General features: G+C 36.8%; 17 protein-coding genes. 7 read left to right on the top strand and 10 right to left on the bottom strand.

Going from position 1 to position 19,213, the window contains the following annotated elements:
- Positions 1–5 precede the first annotated feature (5 nt).
- Together KNP93_RS04220 and KNP93_RS04225 are read right to left on the bottom strand one after the other, a co-directional pair.
- Positions 6–1,538, bottom strand: coding sequence for an FAD-dependent oxidoreductase (locus KNP93_RS04220; RefSeq protein ID WP_214853349.1), 1,533 nt, complete (start codon positions 1,536–1,538; stop codon positions 6–8).
- Positions 1,539–1,653: 115 nt separating this feature from the next.
- On the bottom strand, positions 1,654–2,037 hold the full coding sequence (locus tag KNP93_RS04225; RefSeq protein ID WP_214853352.1) for a hypothetical protein: 384 nt from the start codon (positions 2,035–2,037) through the stop codon (positions 1,654–1,656).
- Positions 2,038–2,552: 515 nt separating this feature from the next.
- On the opposite strand from KNP93_RS04225, the gene KNP93_RS04230 reads away from it, so the two are divergent.
- Together KNP93_RS04230 and KNP93_RS04235 are read left to right on the top strand one after the other, a co-directional pair.
- On the top strand, positions 2,553–2,987 hold the full coding sequence (locus KNP93_RS04230; RefSeq protein WP_188004751.1) for a sigma factor: 435 nt from the start codon (positions 2,553–2,555) through the stop codon (positions 2,985–2,987).
- A complete protein-coding gene (locus KNP93_RS04235; protein ID WP_131502354.1) occupies positions 2,984–3,823 on the top strand; it encodes a tyrosine-type recombinase/integrase in 840 nt (279 codons plus the stop codon). Before KNP93_RS04230 ends, KNP93_RS04235 begins: the two co-directional genes overlap by 4 nt.
- Here KNP93_RS04235 and KNP93_RS04240 read toward each other — a convergent pair.
- Together KNP93_RS04240 and KNP93_RS04245 are read right to left on the bottom strand one after the other, a co-directional pair.
- Positions 3,801–4,619 carry a tyrosine-type recombinase/integrase gene (locus KNP93_RS04240; protein ID WP_214853355.1) on the bottom strand — a complete coding sequence of 273 codons (819 nt, stop codon included), beginning with the start codon at positions 4,617–4,619 and terminating at the stop codon, positions 3,801–3,803. The two genes, KNP93_RS04235 and KNP93_RS04240, sit on opposite strands and share 23 nt — an antisense overlap.
- 226 nt (positions 4,620–4,845) lie before the next feature.
- Positions 4,846–6,930: a sensor domain-containing protein gene (locus KNP93_RS04245; RefSeq protein ID WP_214853358.1), complete on the bottom strand. Its 2,085-nt coding sequence runs from the start codon at positions 6,928–6,930 to the stop codon at positions 4,846–4,848.
- Positions 6,931–7,713: 783 nt separating this feature from the next.
- Between KNP93_RS04245 and KNP93_RS04250 the strand changes: the two genes are divergently transcribed.
- The 5 genes from KNP93_RS04250 to KNP93_RS04270 are packed head-to-tail and all read left to right on the top strand — an operon-like array spanning position 7,714 to position 10,709.
- Entirely contained in the window at positions 7,714–7,932 is a 219-nt protein-coding gene (locus KNP93_RS04250) for a hypothetical protein (RefSeq protein ID WP_026830228.1), read from the top strand.
- Between the two features lie 55 nt (positions 7,933–7,987).
- A complete protein-coding gene (locus KNP93_RS04255; RefSeq protein ID WP_131972171.1) occupies positions 7,988–8,716 on the top strand; it encodes an ATP-binding cassette domain-containing protein in 729 nt (242 codons plus the stop codon).
- The gene (locus KNP93_RS04260; protein ID WP_214853361.1) at positions 8,661–10,037 is read left to right on the top strand and encodes a hypothetical protein; all 1,377 of its coding nucleotides are present in this window, start codon (positions 8,661–8,663) and stop codon (positions 10,035–10,037) included. Before KNP93_RS04255 ends, KNP93_RS04260 begins: the two co-directional genes overlap by 56 nt.
- Positions 10,034–10,309 carry a hypothetical protein gene (locus KNP93_RS04265; protein WP_119923519.1) on the top strand — a complete coding sequence of 92 codons (276 nt, stop codon included), beginning with the start codon at positions 10,034–10,036 and terminating at the stop codon, positions 10,307–10,309. Before KNP93_RS04260 ends, KNP93_RS04265 begins: the two co-directional genes overlap by 4 nt.
- Positions 10,299–10,709, top strand: coding sequence for a metalloprotease family protein (locus KNP93_RS04270; RefSeq protein WP_214853364.1), 411 nt, complete (start codon positions 10,299–10,301; stop codon positions 10,707–10,709). Before KNP93_RS04265 ends, KNP93_RS04270 begins: the two co-directional genes overlap by 11 nt.
- Positions 10,710–11,039: 330 nt before the next feature.
- On the opposite strand, the gene KNP93_RS04275 is transcribed toward KNP93_RS04270, so the two are convergent.
- The 6 genes from KNP93_RS04275 to KNP93_RS04300 form a co-directional block, all read right to left on the bottom strand.
- Complete coding sequence (locus KNP93_RS04275; protein ID WP_214853371.1) at positions 11,040–12,206, bottom strand: nucleotide sugar dehydrogenase; 1,167 nt, start codon at positions 12,204–12,206, stop codon at positions 11,040–11,042.
- Between the two features lie 1,393 nt (positions 12,207–13,599).
- On the bottom strand, positions 13,600–14,940 hold the full coding sequence (locus tag KNP93_RS04280; protein ID WP_214853379.1) for a hypothetical protein: 1,341 nt from the start codon (positions 14,938–14,940) through the stop codon (positions 13,600–13,602).
- Positions 14,940–16,199: a glycosyltransferase gene (locus tag KNP93_RS04285; protein ID WP_214853382.1), complete on the bottom strand. Its 1,260-nt coding sequence runs from the start codon at positions 16,197–16,199 to the stop codon at positions 14,940–14,942. The genes KNP93_RS04280 and KNP93_RS04285 overlap by 1 nt, the downstream gene beginning before the upstream one ends.
- Positions 16,193–16,954, bottom strand: a complete 762-nt coding sequence (locus tag KNP93_RS04290) for a glycosyltransferase family 2 protein (RefSeq protein ID WP_214853385.1) — start codon at positions 16,952–16,954, stop codon at positions 16,193–16,195. The genes KNP93_RS04285 and KNP93_RS04290 overlap by 7 nt, the downstream gene beginning before the upstream one ends.
- A gap of 5 nt (positions 16,955–16,959) precedes the next feature.
- Positions 16,960–18,090, bottom strand: coding sequence for a non-hydrolyzing UDP-N-acetylglucosamine 2-epimerase (wecB, locus tag KNP93_RS04295; RefSeq protein ID WP_214853388.1), 1,131 nt, complete (start codon positions 18,088–18,090; stop codon positions 16,960–16,962).
- Positions 18,087–19,205: a polysaccharide biosynthesis C-terminal domain-containing protein gene (locus KNP93_RS04300; protein WP_214853391.1), complete on the bottom strand. Its 1,119-nt coding sequence runs from the start codon at positions 19,203–19,205 to the stop codon at positions 18,087–18,089. Before KNP93_RS04300 ends, wecB begins: the two co-directional genes overlap by 4 nt.
- Positions 19,206–19,213 lie beyond the last annotated feature (8 nt).

A 19,213-nucleotide genomic window follows, 5' to 3' on the forward strand; every position in this document is an offset into this window, starting at 1 on the left:
TTTAGTCAGTTTAATTTTTTCAAAGGTTTCACCGCCGGTCCTTCCAGGACATTTCCTTCGTAATCAAACCGCGAGCCGTGACACGGACAATCCCACGATCGTTCCCCGTTGTTCCATTTGACGTCACACCCCATATGCGTACAGGTCGTCTTGACGAGATGTAACTCACCGGATTCGTCTCGGTATCCTCCGACCGTCTTCCCGGCATGACGGACAAGTCCCCCTTCATCAATACCGAGTTCGTCCGCCGATTGACTGGCACGGGTCACTTTCCCTTTCAGCAATTCGATTGCAACATCGGCATTATTTTTCGCAAATTGTTTCGCGTCCTGCTTGTTCAGCTTCGACCGGTTCGGGTCAAACAATCCCTTGAAGCGGTTCGGCGTTCCCGTTAATAAATCGGAAAGTAGCAACCCTGCCGCAATCCCGTTTGTCATTCCCCATTTGGCAAATCCGGTCGCGACCAGAATATTCGGATCATCACTCGTCATCTGACCGATGTACGGTACTTTATCGAGCGAAATCAAATCCTGGGCCGACCAAAATTGATCAATTTCAGCTACCCCAAACTCACTCTCGGCGAAATGACCCAACGCTTGATAGTTCGTTTTCGTATCCGTCTGATGTCCCGACAGGTGGTTCTCCCCACCGAACAGCCCAAGCCGTTTCCCGTGCGCCGTGTGCACGTGACGGAGCGACCGGCTCGGTTTGTCCGCGCTCATGAACATACCGTCCGGGAACTCTTCCGGAACAAGTCCCGAGACGATGTAAGAGCGGTGAACTTCGAGTTTCGAGAAGTAGAGTCCCTTGAAGTCGTTAAATGGAAAGTGTGTTGCGACGATGACTTTCTTCGCTTCAATCCGGTGACCGGATTCAAGCAATACCGTCGGTGTCCGTTTCGACTCGACAGACGTCGCCCGCGTCTGTTCATACAGCTTTCCGCCTTGTTCCGTGAAATAACGGGCCAGACCAAGTAAGTATTTCACCGGATGGAACTGAGCTTGATTGCGAATGACGAGGGCCTGTTCGACAGGATACGGTAACTTGCCTCTGACCTCTTCCGTCGCGTCTCCGCCGTTGATTCCAAGCCGGCTGTATGCCTCTGCTTCTTTGATCAGTTGCTTGTGTTTCGGTCCGCTTGACGCGACATACAGATAAGCATCCTGTTCCTCAAGCTCACACTCGATTGCCAGGCGTGTTGTCTGATCACGGAGGAACCGAATCGCCTCTTCATTCGCTTCGTGATAGAGCCGTGCTTTCTCTTCGCCAAACGTCTGGATCAGTTCGTCATAAATCAAGCCGTGCTGAGACGAGACCTTCGCCGTCGTATAACCGGTCGTCCCGCTTGCAATCCGGTCAGCCTCGATCAACGTCACGTCATAGCCCCGTTCAATCAGTTGAACAGCCGTGACGAGTCCGGCGATGCCTGCCCCGATGACAACGACGTCACTTGTTAGATTTGTTTCCAGTTTCGGATAATTCGATGGTTCAATCGAAGTGCGCCAGTACGATGTTGGAAATCCATCCAGATTCTTCATTATTTTCCGCCTCCGTAAATGTCAGTTTTTATTCCCTTAGCTAACAGTTACAGTTACCCTTGTTCTTTTAAAAACATACATGAATAGTACATTTTAATTGGGTTCAGATAGTTATTCAATCAAGTGAAAACACACTCTTCACTTGGTCCATGAGACGCGTGATTTCCGATTTATTCCGATTAAGTACATCTTGTTGCTCGTCGTACGGTTCGAGTAGTTCCAAACGATTGTTGACGTCAAGAAGATATCCATTCAATCCTTCTTGAATCCAGACTTCGTACGTGTCGTCTTGAAACAAGTGTGGGTATACACCGACTGCCAATCCGGCTTGTTTGTCAGCGATCATCAGTCTACCTGTATAAGACAGGTAGTCAGGTGTCTCCACCGTATAGGAGAAACCGTCTTGCATCATACTGTGTACGCCATCAAAATCCGGTACAGCCGAAACGAATGGTTTGTACTCAACCGCCGTAACCCCGTACCAGACAAGATTTAGCAACAGGAAACCACCAATTAGGATGAGTGTTATGCGCGGGCGTTTTTTCTTTAAATTCATCCCATTTCAACCAACCTTTTCTTTTTAATAGTATTATTGTTCGTGTTGAAGATTAACGTTACCGGTTTAATTACCGTATCACCTTCAGCCAATCCGCTTCTACTTCTCTATTGCACATCAAGGAAAGCAGTATCTGAAAAATCTCGTCTTTTCTTTTAACCTTGGTTTTTCAGACTGTAGAATAATTGTGTAGTAACGACTTGCAAAAAAAGGATTTTCTTTTTCGAACACCCCTTAGGATAAGTAGAGTTATCCTGAAGCAAGTGGCGGAAACAGGCGGTTTTTCAAGAAGTTTTTCGTGTTCAGTCGTAGAAATGACGACAGTAGGAAATCGGAAAGTTTAGAAAACCGTTGGCATAATTCAAAAAAGACGATTTGAAAAGAGAGGATAACTCTACTTATACTGAAACTACCGCGGAATACATAGATATGCATATCTCAGATTGGATCATCTCGTCATGAATGAAGCCTTAAAACAATGGATTCCCCTCGTCAACTCTCTTCTCTCCCGCCTTTCGATTCATCCGAATGAACAGGATGAATGCCGTCAAGCCGCACTTCTCCGACTCTGGAAATCTATCGAAGAAGGTAAGGTCATGACCGTCACCTTCGCCCGGATTCGCGCGAAGGGTGCGATGCTCGATTACTTGGCGACCCGCAACCGGACACTCGCCGGTGAAGTCGCTGTAGAGATGTTACCGGAACTCCCCCGTCAGCAGCAAGTCTCGTTCACTTATCTACTCGATCAACTGAAACAGGAACTGTCCCGCAAGGAATTTACGATTCTTCAAGCCCTCCTTCATGGTAACGAGGAAACCCTCGGCTACTCTCCGGCCCGCCTCCGGTCGCTCAAGTCGGAACTCAAACAGAAAGTCCAGGACATCCTCCTATGATGACGTTTTACTTGGACCGGTTACTGGCCATCATCGAACAGTCACCGAGCTACAGTCCTCTGACGAAAAAAGCCTATCGTGCTGACGTCCGTCATTTCTGTACCCACGCCCACACCATCGACATCCCTTCCATGCATCGTTACATCACGTTGTTAAAACAAACCTACGCCCCGACAACTGTCTCCCGGCGGATTAATGCACTCGCGACACTATTTGACGCCTTAGTCGCTGAAAAATCCATTCCCTCGAACCCCTTATCCCGAATTAAGAAACCGACGCGTCCGCTACCGAAACATCGCACTGCCTTTAGTTACACCGAAGCGAGAGGTGTCATTGAGATTTTGCAAGACGAGACGATGTATACGTTCTATTTCCTGCTCTTACATACAGGTCTTCGGTTCAACGAAGCCCGACAATTACGTCGGACCGATCTCGACCTAACCGAACGGCAACTGTTTGTCCGTCATGGCAAGGGACAGAAAACACGCTACGTCCCGCTCCACGACGAACTGGTTACTGTCCTGATGCGCTATCTCGATGTTCAACCCAATGACGGTCCCTTATTTCAAAACACTGCTGGTGGTTTGCTGGATCCGAATCAGACGCGAAAACAACTCCGGCTTGCCAGCGAGCAAGTCTTAAAACGGACACTCCGACCACACGATTTACGGGTCACGTTCGCGACGACAATTTACCGGGAACATCGAGCTGATTTACTGACTGTCATGCGCCTGCTCGGCCATAGTGACGCGAAGACGACGCAACAGTATATCTTACCGTCGTCTGAAGTTGCCCGGTCCTCGATCAACCGCCTTACGCCGACAATGCATCGATGACTTGCTGGAGCTTCGTTTCCTGACTGATGATGTAGCCTTCTGTCGTTCGGGAGCTGCCGTGACCAAGTAACTGCTGAATCTCAAGCAATTTACGGTTGCCTGTCTGATAGAGATACGTCGCAAACGACACACGTAAGTCGTGCGGATGTAACGGTCGTCCACGCTTAGCAAGCGACTGCTTACGTAATGCATCACGAGCCGACTGCTCATTGATGGCTTTGCCTCGGACAGACTGAAAGACGAGCCCTGTCGTCCGTCCTTCTAAAAACGTTCGAAGCTTACTCACAAGTCCTTCTCCAAGCGGAACCGTCCGCAATCGTCGGCCTTTCCCATGTCGTACAAGTAACGTCGACTTCGCAAACTGAATATCCTCGATCGACAACAAACGGGCCTCCATAAAGCGGAGGCCCGTTTGACTGATGAGTTCAAAGAAGAGACGATAGGTCGGATCCGTAATGTGACGAATCATTTGAATCGTTTCTTCGAGTGGATGATGCTCACGTTGTTGGATATGCTGGTGAACAATCGGACGGACTTGTTTCATCGGATTAACTTTGAGACGTTTCGCTCGGATGAGTTCATTTCCCAGTGCCATCAAGGCATGATATCGCCGCATCGCGGTCGTTGGTTTGTATCGTTTAATCAACTCATTAAAGTAACGTTGCAAGGATTTCATTGACCATTCAATTTGATGATTTTTCATTTGTCGTAAATCACTGCGATATGCTTTGATTGTCGATTTACTATAAAAAAGATGCGTTTTCAAATAGTGGTCTAGATATTCAAAATGTGTCATGAGAAGAACCTCCTTTTAGAAAGTATTTCCCCCTCAATTCCCCATTCACTTTTTATTCAATCCCATTCATATAATAACTCTACCCGTGAACTTTTTAAAATGTAGAAAAATCGGAAAGTTTGTACTATTTGATTGTTTCTTTCTTAATATTGTCACTCAGCCTAACTTCGTATATAAAGATAAAACTGGAAGAGACTAAAGGTCAGCGACACTTTAAAGCTTTACTTCATCTAAGGTTTTGAAAGGCAGTGATGACGATATGTGATTGATGAATGCTGGTATAGTATCCTTCATATTCCAGCAATCCGTTTGAGAGCTCTTTCATAGCGTGAAGCCGGATTGAAACATCCTGAAATCTATCTGTTAACTCTACAGTTAATCTATACTCCACTTCCTCTTTAACAGGAAAACGAATGTTAGAATAAAAAGTTAAGTTTTTCAAATTAGTTCTGCAAATCATGATGACAGAGGAGCCAATTTTCACAGGCACGTCGTCAATACGATCAATTGTTAATTTTGCCTGCAACGATAACGTAGCAATCTCTTTATTAGTAATCTCTTCTTTCGGTAGTAACAGTTGACGTGATAATACTTCAGCAAAATCCGCTTCTAGTAAAGGTTGACTGAATAAATAGCCTTGAATAGTAGGACAATCTAATCCGCGAAGAACTTGTAATTGCGCAGCAGTTTCTACGCCTTCCGCTACAATATTCAATCTAAACTCTTGACCAATAAAAATTGCGGACCTTACGATGGAACGGGCACGAATTTCTGAATCAATATCCTTTATAAACTTACGATCTATTTTAATCGTATCAATCGGATAGTCCTGTAGATAAGAAATAGAGGAATATCCTTTTCCAAAATCATCTAAAGAGATACTTATCCCTTTATCATGCAATTGACGCAGTGTTTCTGAGATTTTTACATTTTCATATAAAATATCTGTTTCTGAAATCTCAATTTCAAACAAGGAAGAAGGTAACTTATGTTTTCTTAAGTTTTTAAAGACAACCTCTGCAAAATCACCATGTAATAATCTTTTGGGAGAAACATTTATTGAGATAGGTACTAGTAAAAGATTTTGCTTTTTCCATTCCGATAGTTGTCTACATGTTTCTTCTACGACCCAATCCGCAATTTTCAGATGGACAGAACTTTCCTCTGCAAGTGGAATAAAATCATTCGGAGGAATACGACCCCACTTCGGATGATCCCAGCGAATTAATGCTTCTGCACCTTCCACTTTACCAGTCCATGCATTTACTTTTGGTTGGTATTCCAAAAACAATTCTTCTCGCAAAACCGCATAGCGTAAGTCTGAATAGATTTTATAACGCTTAAATGCCTCAATGTCTAAATAGGCATCATAAATATGGACTTTAGTAGTACTTTTTTTAGATCGATCCAAAGCAATATTAGCATGGCGGATTAAAGTTTCGGCTTTTTCGTCTTCACCAGGACTACTGTTACTTACTCCTAATGAAACTTTGGCATACCATTCGTACGACTCTAAACTAAATTTATGATTATTAAACGATAAAAGCGTTTCGATCCATTCCTCTTTATTGAACCCTATTAACTCGGGAAGTAAAATTACATAATCATCACCTATCAACTGTCCGATGAACGCCTCTTTAGGTGTGTTGTTTTTTAAGAGCTGTGCCGTCGCGTGAAGCCATACATCCCCATACGTGTATCCCAAAGTACGGTTTATTTCGCTGATTTGATTAAAACTAATTGCTATTACAGTCATGCTTTTATCTTCATTAAGCCATTGCTCTGCTGTATTCATAAAATAAAAACGATTCGGCAGCTTTGTAACATGATCATGAGTGGCTAAACGCCATACTTCTTCTTCATTTCGTTTTAACAATTCTGCATAATTCTTTTTAAAGATTTGTTCTTCCGTAACATCACGCACGATGCCGTATACTCCGCTAATTATGCCTTCTTGATAGTACGGAATATTTGTGATTTCCGTTGTAAGCGATTGACCATTCTGCTGGCGAATTACAATTGAATAATGAACCGTCTTGCCTTTAAGAGTACTTTGAAAAGACTCTTTTACCTCTTCCCGATAATTCGGTGGGACGACTTCTTCTAAAAAGCTTTTGAGTTCTTCCCTTTTGTATCCTAAGAGAACAAGTAATTTACTATTGCATGTTAATATTTCACCTTTTGTATTTAATATAAAAATGGCATCAGGATGCCCTTCTAAGAAATTCATATCTTCATTCAGAGAGCCTGATAAAACAACGTGTGCACGTGATTTTAAAATCTCACTTGATTTTTTAAAAACATTGAGCATATATTTTTACAGTCCTCTCATCAAGTCATTAATGATTTTGCCTAATCTTGTACTATATTATCGGACAACTTCATCAATTAGTTTAAACTGTAAATAGCATTTGTTTCTATTACACTAGTGAGTCTGACACGCATCATTTTAAAAAAAGTAATAAAAATAACTCTTACTTTAATCAAGTAAAGACTGTATCACTCATATAGATTAAAAACTGCTTAACTATGCGCTTCTCATACTCCAAAGGCTGAACTCCTTAATCAAACAAAAAGTTCAGCTTTTGTCGGTCTCTTCAAATTTCACTTCATCCAAACCCGTTTTTGTTTTATCGTCTGTTCGAATATATGATCACTACTTCAACACTTTCCTATCGCTCAGCTCACAGGAAAATACCAAATTAGCCATCCTCTAAAAATCCCCTGAAGACTACCTGACCCACACTTAAAAACGATACATGTTTATGTCATCGTTTTCTCAATTAATACGTAATGTCAAACACTTCTTCCATAATATATCTAATTCTACTATGAGAATAATCTTTACTTTTTGTAGGACGTTCCATTCAGATATTTATAAAACAAGTTAATAACCTACTAGTATTAGAGAAATCCTCGGTAGAAAAGTCATGATTATTCGTTGAATAAGATGCTCCAAAAGGACTTGTTCCTAATATTGGAATTTTTGTTACAATCAAGTGGAAGGAAGTTTTAATTTTCTCTTCAAAAAACTAATGCCATGTTTCATGAGGATGAATAACTTTCTATCTTAAAAGAGAAAGGAGGAATTCGGATGTCTGCAATGTTCGTGTCGTATCAGTTATCATTGGAAGAAAAATTCTTTAACATGATCGAAAACAAGTGGTTCTGGATGGTTTTTGCGTTAGTCCTTTTAGTTGGAATTTTTGCATATGCCTTTTATTGCACAAGCCGCGGCTACAGCTTTAACGGAAACGTAAAGCTGAATTGGCCAAAGATTTGGCAAATGGGTATTGGCTGTAAAGCCTCGTAACGTACTTAATAAGCGGGGGCTCTTCGGGCTCCCGTTTTTCTTAGGAGGCGAGAAAATGATTGAAATCAAACAGTTAACGAAGTCGTTCAAAAAAAATTGTATTATTGATCAATTATCAACAACGTTCTCAAAAACCGGTGTTTCTGTGATCGTCGGGACAAATGGTAGTGGGAAAACGACATTACTAAACATGATGACAAACTTACTCGAAGCAGATCGTGGTGACATTTTGATTGATGCGTTATCTCCGGGCAGCAAAGCATATAAGTCTAAGTTCTTCTATCTGCCTTCAGATTTTTATTTGCCTGGATACATGACAGGTAAAGAATATGTACAGTTCGTTTTAAGTCGATACGAGACAAGTGAGTATGAGAAAGCACCCATCTTAATCGAACTACTCGATTTAGCGGATGGACAACATAAAACCATCGAATCGTACTCCTTTGGAATGAAGAAGAAAATTCAAATTGTTGCAGCACTCGCTGCCAATACTGAGTATATAATCGCGGATGAAATTTTCGGCGGACTGGATTTCGATACCTCCCTTCTAGTACAGGAGCTGTTCGCAGCGGTTGGCGAGACGAAGAAAATCATCATCGTATCGCATGAACGGAACACGATTGATCGTTTTCCGAATGACGTCAGACTCATGCGTCATGGTTCCCTTATACACTTTGAGGGGTCTCCCGAAGAGTTGACACAAGTCATAAAACAAGAGGAGGTCTTGCGTGAGAAGTTCGCCATCGTCCAAAAACATTTTATGTCTTCTGAAGTTCTTCTATAACGATACATTTCATGGTTTGTTCAATCGTCCGTTCTTTCGTAGCCGATTGAACCGTTACGGATTATTACTACTGCTGACGGCAGCCTACCTCGGATACTTTTATTTAAATATGGTCCAACTTTCGACGTTGACGACTAACGCAAAAGAAGCTGATCAGGCGACGCTCTTGTTAGCAGGAAAAATGACGTTGAGCAGTTACTTCAATGTCGTTTTCATTTTAGGAACGTTCATGTTCATTCTGTTGAACGCAACAGTCTCGTTGAATCGAAACTCTTTATTTTTCGCCCAAACACTTCCTTTTTCTGAACGGGAAGTTAATGTCAGTCAACGCTTGTTTAAACTGAGTGTCGCACTTGTCTTTTTTGAGTTATTGATGATTATCGTGGCACCTGCACTGAAGTTGATTCCGATGCAATGGGGAACTGCGCTTCTTGTGCTCTTAACGCTACATACTGTATTTATTGCAAGCTTTTGGATTCTTGATTTTTTGTACGCAGCCCTGTTACAAAACATCTCCGGACTGAAGCGCACCCTATTAGGATTCGTGCTCGATTTATGTCTGATCGGCCTGGTGACCTTTCATTTAATCAAGACACGATTTCAAATCGATGTTTGGGTCAGCACGCTGCCGTACTCTATTCTTACACTAACCCTATTCGTACTGGCAGGAAGCATCTTGATTGGAGGAGCTGCGTATCTCCTGCAAACCCTATTCTTCTCCCGCAACCATCTTTATGTGCGTCAGAGTTACTTTAAATTGGGCTTGCCCGCTTTTAATATTGGACTGGCAACAACGATGCCGGCCATTATTCGAAGTAAGAACTTCCTTTATTTCTGGGCATTACTAGCTGTCATGTCAGCCGGGGCGCTCTATCAAGTGGGTCTGGGGGGGACGATGCAACTGTGGTTATTCCTTTTACCGATTTTAGGAATCGTAACGATCACTTATGCAGATGCGACGTTGGCGGTACGCAAACTGTATGGATTATACCGCATCCATCCGTTGATGGAGCTTGGCTCCCTACTCGGAGTGTCAATCATTCTAATGGCCCCTGCCTTATATGTCGGGATTGTCGAGACAAGTAGTTTGAACCCCTATCTATACGGGATCAATATCTTTTTTGCGGCAACAATCGCAGGGTTTTTGTTTCCGAAATCACAAAGTAATATCAACGAGACGATTGCTTCCGTCTTGACGATTATCTTAATTATTCTCCTGTCAGTACTTGTCAGCATAGACGGTGCGCTATACCCTGCATTATTGTTCTTGCTCGGTGTATTGTATCTCATACTAAAGAAAGAATACGAGGTGGCAAAATGAAAATCACAAAATTGATTGGTGTAGGAACTGTAATCTGGGCGGTCATCTTTTTGATTGATTACATTTATGAGCTTTTCCAAATCAATGAAACCAGTGTTGTGACAACGATGACCGGTCTGAAAATTTCTACTGTGATGACGAAAGAAGAACTGAATACGCATTTCTCACTCACATTACAGGCGCTCCTCATGTATCTCGCCTTTATCGTACTGTTCACTTTATTTGGATTATTCATGCAGACACGACGGACTTCTGCTCGACATGACAGCTGAGACACTACTGCTCCTGATCAGTTATGTCCTGTTGATTGGTTTAGTCGTGGCTATTCATGAATGTATCCATTGGTGTTTCGCGCTTCTCTTCCGACGTCAGCCACGCGTGACATTCGACCGTTTTCTGACTCCGACGGTCCGTTATCATAATACTCATGTAGACTGGCAAAATCTGATCATTTCAGGTTCAGCACCATTACTTCTTTTCTCTTTTGGTATATGGGTCGAAGGGGACGGCGGAGCATGGGTAGTGGTGAAAATACTTTGTTTAGTAAATGTATTTAACTTTTTCCCGGTCACGACAGACGGACAGATGATATTTTTATCACTCATTAAAATGATTCAAAAACAGAAGCGGAATAAAACAAAAAAGTTGAACCGAAATTCGGCTTCAGACTAAAAATAAAGTAGTTGTTTTTCTCATAGTTGAGAAGAACAACTACTTTTTCCGTTAGACTCGAAGCATTTCCAAAAACAATTCTGTTCTTCATTTCGTTATAAAATTCCACGATTTTATTTTTCTTTAAGAACTGACTTTAATCAAACAGAAGATTTATGTTGTTCATTCATTGGATCCATAAAAAATATATCCAATCGAAAGCAAAAAATTCAACTCAAGAAATTTATGCTTCACGCTGGTATTATTTGATTTGGTGATATAAAAAAACCCTCATTCGTCTCCGAAATAAGGGTTTATCTATTATTTAGAACAATCTACAAAGAATCTCTTTTAGTCACGACTATACAAATCACGCGTATATACTTTATCTTCTACATCACTTAACTCAGGATGCATCCGATTTGAAAGAATGACATCTGATTCTTGTTTAAACGCTTCAAGATCATGGATGACACGAGAATTGTAGAATGTATCTTCCTTCAACACAGGTTCGAAGACCGTCACTTCGATTCCTTTTGCCTTGATCCGTTTCATGATGCCTTGAATCGACGACGCGCGGAAGTTGTCTGAATCTGTTTTCATCGTCAAACGATATACCCCAACGACTTTCGGATTTTGTTTGATGATGGTATCCGCAATGTAGTCTTTCCGTGTACGGTTCGCTTCAACGATGGCCCCGATAATGTTATTCGGAACTTCATCGTAGTTCGCCAGGAGTTGCTTCGTATCTTTCGGTAAGCAGTAACCACCATATCCAAAAGAAGGATTGTTGTAATGATTGCCGATCCGGCTATCGAGCCCGACACCTTCAATGATTTGTTTTGTATCAAGATTACGGACTTCCGCATACGTATCGAGTTCGTTAAAGAACGCGACACGCATCGCTAAATACGTATTCGAGAACAACTTGATGGCTTCAGCTTCTGTTGAATCTGTTAAAAGAATCGGCACATCTTTTTTAATGGCTCCTTGAAGTAACAGATTAGCAAACTGTTGTGCCCGTTCTGATTGTTCACCGACGACGATACGTGATGGATAAAGATTGTCATGCAGTGCCTGTCCTTCACGCAAGAACTCGGGTGAGAAGATAATGTTTGGTGTATCGAACTTCTGCTTTAGCTCTTGTGTGTAGCCAACCGGTACCGTCGATTTGATGACCATCGTCGCATCCGGATTAATTGCAAGTACTGTCGCGATGACGCTCTCAACCGTCCGCGTGTTGAAATAGTTCCGTGTTGGATCATAATCCGTCGGAGTCGCAATAATGACGAATTCCGCATCTTTGTACGCTTCAAAATTATCAGTTGTCGCATGCAGATTCAATTCTTTGTTTTGTAAGAAGTTCTCGATTTCCGCATCAACGATCGGTGACTTCCGATCATTGACAAGCTCGACACGTTCTTTAATGATATCAATCGATGTGACTTCATTATGCTGGGCGAGTAAAACAGCCATCGAAAGACCGACATATCCCGTTCCTGCTACTGTAATCCTCATTTATAAAATCAAATCCTTTTCAATGTATTTTTCACACAAACCATTTTTTTTCGTTCAATCAGATAATAAATCAAAAAAATAAATGACATTATACTAATAGCTAACAAAGCATTAAACAAATAATTAACAAGAATAAATATTAATGAAAGGATCATTTCATTAATCGGATACGATAAATCCAATATTCTTACTTTATTAATTCTATAAGTCATTAAAATACTATAAAAAATGTTCATAACTAAAAAAATACTGACAATCATTTTGATATCAAGAGAGAAGTAAAGATTTGTAAAAAGAAAAATAAACACTATAGTTATAAAAGTGAAAATATTATTATAGAAGAGGTTCTTTTCTAAGCTTATTATCTTATAACTATTTATTATTAAAATGTTATTCCTTAATTGAAAAATTATAACGGGGAACACCATGAACATATATTCGAAAATTCCATTATATCTAGGCATAAATTCACTTATTAATATATAAATAATGTAATAAGAGAACAATATGAGAGGTGTTAACAGCGATAGGATATTTGAGATATTTTTTAAAACGAAATTAATTTGACTTTTATCTATTTTTTTTAAATATGAATAAACATATGCTGAAGATGAAGAAAGAATTTGTACAACCATTGATAGAATAGACATACTTAAAGAAAATATCGAAAATAGTTCTATCGGAAAAGTTCTTTCTACAATAATTCTAGGGTAAGAAAAGAGCAATATAGAAATCAGTAAACTTACAGTTAATAAACTACCTCTTTTAATATTTCTTAAAATTAATTTTTTGATTCTAAAAATTCTATATCTTTCTCCAAACAATATTTCTTTACTGTAGTTCAACTGTATTATCAACAAAATAAGCCTAGAAGCAACATTCGCAAATATAACTATTTTATAATTATTAAAATCTTGAATAAATAAAATTGGCATTATTAAAAACACAAAAAATATTTTGTCCAAAGTCAGAGAAACTGAGTACATCTTAAATTCTGAGGTTACTTGATAATAATGAATAAAAAAACCATTTAAATTAAATAAAATAAGATTAATAGATAAATAATATAAAATAGTTTCTTTTTGTGGATTTATCGGTAGAAAATATATGATCGTTATAAACATAAAACATATAGAAAATAACAATATATTTAAAAATCTAAAGTATGTTCGAAATAATTTTTTATTAGTATTATTTTTATTTAAACCAGAATATTTTAAATGAATACCATCTAAGAAGCCGAATGTAAAAAGCCCTAAAAAACCTGAGTAAAGAAAGAATATTTGCCAATATCCAAATTCTGTAACACCTAATTTAATAGGTATTAATATTGCAATTACTAAACTACATATTATGGAAATAACACTCGATGATAAGATTCTTAAAAAATTTTTCATATTTCCACTTTTTTCAAAACAAAATATTTTTTTATTATAAATAGACTTATCCAAAAGAAAAATGGAATGAAAAAGTAAGGGCTTTGTCCTATTTGGTTATTTGCTGGAATATAAAAAATTAATATAAACCAAAATGGTAAACTAATGATTGAGATTAAGTCTTTTTTTATAATGCATTCTGTCCAATTAATTGCAAATAAAAATCCAATTATAAACATTACTATTGGAACACCTATAAGAGAAACATCATTCCCAATCCACAAGTAAAAAGTGTGCCAGTTAACATTCGGATCCCAACCATAATTCAACAGCTGCATCTGATAAGTACTATCCAAAAACGTACTTCCAATTATACTTTTCATATTTTCTTGAATAAAAACAGAATTTCCAAATCCTAAAGTATTTGGGAATTTTAAATTTGTACTTATAGAAAATGCATAATATCCTTGTGTTAAGTACGAGGAAAGCGCTAATAATAGTGGATGCATACTATCAGGTATAATGTAAAATAGTATGCTACTGAAATTGATTTCAGTATTATATTGCAATGCTTTAAAATTCCCACTTATACGACCAGAAATATTTTTAGCAAAAAAAGAAATAACAAAGTAAAGTGTGAGAATAAATAGTACTTTTATTCCATTTAGCTTTAGCTTTAGCTTATTCTGTGTCTTTTCTTTTTTGTTATAGTTGGCCCTTAATAAGAGTAAAATTGAAGATAGTATTATCAAAATATCAAATATCCCTTTATTAGTAGCTATAGATATCCATTTCAAACATTCTGATACAATTGCTATAATAAATATCATTTTAGAAATTTTATTCATAGATTTCCAAAAATAAAATGCTAACGGCAGAACAGCCCAAGTGAATGGACTTAAGATTACACTAGTAAATGTAAATATTGAGCCCCCAATCGCATTAGATTTATCTACAGTTAACTTTTTATAATATTGATCTCCAGGATCACTTATTCCTAGTGATACTTGTTCTAAAATCTCACTAAAAGAAAAACCAATTAGCCCCAAATTTCTAATAATAGTTACAGTATTAAAAATAATCATAAAAATACTGAATATAATTATTAGTTTATAAGGAATTTTAAAGTCTCTTTTATTAAGAAAAATCTCTTTAGTTTTAAGATTTTTCTTAACACCCCATATAAAACCTAACAGTAAAAATACTAAATATAGATATAAATAAGAATAAGTTGCAAACTTGTTTTGCGTATGCCAATCCCATGGTCCAAATTCATATAAAAACATTGTAAAATTTAAATAGATAAAAGAGACAACAATTGGTAGATAGAGTACTCCTTTATTAGATATTTCTTTCATTAACATACCTCGCTAGACACTTTTTTTAAGAACTTAATAATTTTTGAAGTTTGTGATTTTGTGTCTTTATTTTTCTTTACCCACTCTGAAGATTTCTGTCCATGATAATTTAAATTTTCTGCCTTCAAACTTAATACTCTCAATATAGCTTCTGCAATGCCTTTCTCACTCTCGTCCTCAATCCAAAATACGTAAGGATCATACTCAATAGGTATACCAGTTAATTTTGTTGTGAGTAAAGGTGTTCCCGAGAGCATATACTCTAACGTTTTAGAAGGAAATGAATATTTCGTATATTCCTCATTAGAGGGTCGTGGATTTATTAGCAAATCTGCCATTAATTCATTTTTTAATACTTCTTCTCTAAATTTTGACCCCTTAAAAATAATTCTATTATTGGTAGTTGCAATTTCTTTTATATAATTGACAGAATCTCCACTACCGAAAATCCAAAGATATATATCTTCATCTTCTATATATTTATTAAAACCGTTTACTAAATTTAATATTCCAACCTTTTCGTTTAAGGCACCAGCATACATTATGATTTTTTCATTTTTTTCTCCTTGTTCTAAAGATTGAGAACTTATTGAATCAAAAACATTTTTATCAACGATACCTTCCATTATGATATTTGGCTTATTAAATTTATTTACTTTTTTATTCATTAAGTCTGTCAACAATATAAAACCGTCCATATAATGAATAACGGGGAATTTAACAAAATTAATAAATTTAAAAATAAAATTTTTAAATTTATTTTTATAATACATACTAGAATCTTCAGGTAAATCAGGTACAATTTGAATCACTTTTAATTTCGTCATTTTCTTAACAAAAAAAGCAGCTAGCATAGTAGGATAAAATGGCCAGTGTAGTACTAAAATAGGACTTATTTCTTTTTTTAAGGACTTTTTACTAAAAAGTAATATATAAAAGATGCAATATAAAAATATCCATATAGATTTGAAAATCGGCAAATTAAGAATCGGCATAAATTTTATGAAATTTTCTCCACCTATATTCGACTTACTCCCTTTATAGTATAAGATATTACTCTTAGGGAATGAAGGTAAAGGAGGTAAGGATAGAAAGGATATATTCTCCATACTATCGTTTAATCCTGTTGCAATAGAATAATCAAATGTTTGTTGTGGTGTTCTTAAAGGCATACCGTCCATGTATTTGTCACAAAAAATCTTTATGTCTTTTGGGCTAGTTGCTGAACTAATATACAAAACACTGATTTTATTTACCATGAAAGCACCTTCTTTATGTATGGTACTTTTAGATAATATGTGGTGAGATAATATAATTTTCTTTTAGGAGAAAGTAGATCTTTATTTTTTTTATAAAATTGTATTTTACCATTTATCTGTTTTTCTACATTCTTTGTTATTCTATCATTATGATCTATTAAAACGTTTACTGGGTTAACAGATGTTAAGCAACTGATATTCCTACCCATAGATGCACGTAAAATTAAATCTGTATCTTGTCCTGATAAAAGATTTCCATCCCATAAATTTTGAGAAATTACTTCATTTTTAAATAGCATACAAGAAGTATTTACTTGATGCCCATTTTTTCTATAATAATTAAAGTTATTTTTATATGGCAATGGAACAATAGTTCTTTTTATAGTGTTGTTTGTAATTAGGTTCATTGGAAGTAAATAAATATCTGATTCCATACTGTTGATACAATGCTTCAATTCTAAAATTGTTTTTTCTGTAACATTATCATCATCATCAAAAAACCAATAGTATTTCCCATTAGCCTTTGAAGCCCCGTAATTTCTTGCATTTGAAGCCCCGGCTTTATATTCGTTAATAAAATAATTTGCCGATAACTCTTGGCAAATTATTTTATTTTTTAATTGTTCACTCATGTTTGATTTATCATCAACTACAATTACTTCTATATCTTCATGTTCAACAAAACTAGATAATGCTACTGACAAAAAACTACTTCGGTTTTTTGTTGGTATTATGACAGAAATTAAATAATTCATTTCAATTAACCTTTCTTCCAAATCTCTCTGTTAACTATAGAAGTATAGCTTTGTATTATTTTAACAACTTTTATAGATACATTTTCATCTTCATAGTCTACAGGTAATGGTGTTATTTTTTTATATTCATTAGCAGAAAGACGAGAAATAAGAATACTATTCTCAATAGTATTTTTTTCTAATCCACTTATAACAATTGAACCTTTGTCTAACACTTCTGGTCTTTCAGTAGAAGTTCTGATTAATACTCCTGAAAATTTTAAAATTGCCGACTCTTCTGACAAAGTTCCACTATCCGAAAGTACACAATAAGAATTTTTTTGTAATGCATTATAATCGTTGAATCCAAATGGTTTTAATTTCATTACATTTTTATTCAATTTCACATTTTTTTCTTCAATCTTATTCCATGTTCTTGGATGAGCAGAAAATACTATTTTTTTATTCAGTTTATCTGCAATATAGTTAACTGATTCAATCAATTCATTAAAGTTTTTTTCTATATCTATGTTTTCTTCTCTATGCGCAGATAAAACAATATAACTGTCTTTTTCTAATCCTAACTCATTTAAAATATTACTATTTTCAATTTGAGATTTTTGCATTTTCAAGACTTCAGACATTGGTGAACCAGTAACCATAATGTGATCTTTACGAATACCTTCACTAATTAAATTTCTTCTACTATGTTCTGTATAAGTTAAATTGATATCTGATGTATGATCTACAATTTTTCTATTAATCTCTTCTGGAACGTTTTGATCATAACAGCGATTTCCAGCTTCCATATGAAATACAGGAATCTTTAAACGTTTTGCTGAAATAGCTGATAAACAACTGTTTGTATCTCCTAAAATGAGAAGGGCATCTGGCTTCTCCTTACGTAAAATTTCATATGATTTTTCAATGATGTTTCCCATCGTTTCCCCTAGATGACTACCCACAACATTTAAAAAATGATCTGGTTGTCTCAACTCTAAATCTTCAAAAAAAACTTGATTTAAAGTATAGTCCCAATTTTGGCCTGTATGTACTAAAACTTGATCAAAGAATTCATCACATCTTTTAATTGTTGCTGATAATCGAATAATTTCTGGACGTGTTCCAACAATCGTCATGACTTTTAATTTTTTCATTTTATGACCTCACTCATATAAGTATCTGGTTTTTTTGTATCAAACTGTTCATTCACCCAAAACAAAGTAATCATTTCATCTGTTCCAATATTTTCAATCGAGTGTGTATAACCAGGTGGTATATCCACAACTCGCGCTTCGTTTCCTTCAATTTTATATTCAATTACTTCAGATTTCTCAATATGTCTGAATCGAATCATTGCTTCACCACTGATAACGATAAACTTCTCTACTTTCGTATGATGATAATGATTTCCTCGTGTAATACCCGGTTTTGTCTTTGAGACAAACATTTGTCCCATATAATCCGATTTAATCAATTCACTTAACCAACCTCGATTATCCTCATGTTTTGTTAAACCATATGAGAATTCATCCTCGTCTAAGTAAGATAAATAAGTCGTATATAGTTTTTTGACGAATAAATCTTGATAGTTAGGCAACAGTAAAGATTCACGCATGTTTTTAAAACTTTGAATCAACGTTACTATTTCTTCGAGCGTTTTTTTATAAGTAACTGGTACTGCAACATACGTGTTATTTACACCGTTGTTATCAGATAATAAGTTAGCAACTATGCTATCAACTACATCATCAATATAAGCTAAGTTCAGCTCAATGGAAGGATCAGTAACAGTAATTTCTAAATTATTCGCAACATTGTAACAAAATGTAGCAATTGCTGAGTTGTAGTTAGGCCGGCTCCATTTACCGAATAAATTAGGTAAACGATAAATCGTAATACGTGATCCCGTCTGATCATGATATTTAAGTACTTCTTGCTCCGCTCCCAATTTACTTTCTCCGTAGGGATTGTTTAGCTCAGCTTGAGTAGAGGATGATAGTAAAATATGCGGATGTTTATTCGAACGACTAGCAAAATCTACAAGTTTAGCCGTTAAATCTTGATTCCCGCTCTTAAATTCATTTTCTGTTTTTGGCCGGTTCACTCCAGCTAGGTGAACAATTTTATCTGCTTGTTTTACTAGTGATTCTAATTCAGCTTCCGAATTATCTTTTGAGTATTCTAATACTTCAAATCTTGAATTTTCATTTAAGTGTGAGATCAAGTTTCTCCCAACAAAACCTTTTGATCCTGTTACTAAAATTTTCATTATATATC

It is taken from the genome of Exiguobacterium sp. s166 (assembly GCF_018618855.1).
Lineage (GTDB): Bacteria > Bacillota > Bacilli > Exiguobacteriales > Exiguobacteriaceae > Exiguobacterium_A.

Bases quoted from the DNA above. Each gene is read 5' to 3' on its own strand.
- KNP93_RS04220 (WP_214853349.1), bottom strand. From the start codon at position 1,538: ATGAAGAATCTGGATGGATTTCCAACATCGTACTGGCGCACTTCGATT.
- KNP93_RS04255 (WP_131972171.1), top strand. From the start codon at position 7,988: ATGATTGAAATCAAACAGTTAACGAAGTCGTTCAAAAAAAATTGTATT.
- KNP93_RS04230 (WP_188004751.1), top strand. From the start codon at position 2,553: ATGAATGAAGCCTTAAAACAATGGATTCCCCTCGTCAACTCTCTTCTC.
- KNP93_RS04300 (WP_214853391.1), bottom strand. From the start codon at position 19,205: ATGAAAATTTTAGTAACAGGATCAAAAGGTTTTGTTGGGAGAAACTTG.
- KNP93_RS04240 (WP_214853355.1), bottom strand. From the start codon at position 4,619: ATGACACATTTTGAATATCTAGACCACTATTTGAAAACGCATCTTTTT.
- KNP93_RS04275 (WP_214853371.1), bottom strand. From the start codon at position 12,206: ATGAGGATTACAGTAGCAGGAACGGGATATGTCGGTCTTTCGATGGCT.
- wecB (WP_214853388.1), bottom strand. From the start codon at position 18,090: ATGAAAAAATTAAAAGTCATGACGATTGTTGGAACACGTCCAGAAATT.
- KNP93_RS04245 (WP_214853358.1), bottom strand. From the start codon at position 6,930: ATGCTCAATGTTTTTAAAAAATCAAGTGAGATTTTAAAATCACGTGCA.
- KNP93_RS04250 (WP_026830228.1), top strand. From the start codon at position 7,714: ATGTCTGCAATGTTCGTGTCGTATCAGTTATCATTGGAAGAAAAATTC.
- KNP93_RS04265 (WP_119923519.1), top strand. From the start codon at position 10,034: ATGAAAATCACAAAATTGATTGGTGTAGGAACTGTAATCTGGGCGGTC.
- KNP93_RS04235 (WP_131502354.1), top strand. From the start codon at position 2,984: ATGATGACGTTTTACTTGGACCGGTTACTGGCCATCATCGAACAGTCA.
- KNP93_RS04290 (WP_214853385.1), bottom strand. From the start codon at position 16,954: ATGAATTATTTAATTTCTGTCATAATACCAACAAAAAACCGAAGTAGT.
- KNP93_RS04280 (WP_214853379.1), bottom strand. From the start codon at position 14,940: ATGAAAGAAATATCTAATAAAGGAGTACTCTATCTACCAATTGTTGTC.
- KNP93_RS04270 (WP_214853364.1), top strand. From the start codon at position 10,299: ATGACAGCTGAGACACTACTGCTCCTGATCAGTTATGTCCTGTTGATT.
- KNP93_RS04285 (WP_214853382.1), bottom strand. From the start codon at position 16,199: ATGGTAAATAAAATCAGTGTTTTGTATATTAGTTCAGCAACTAGCCCA.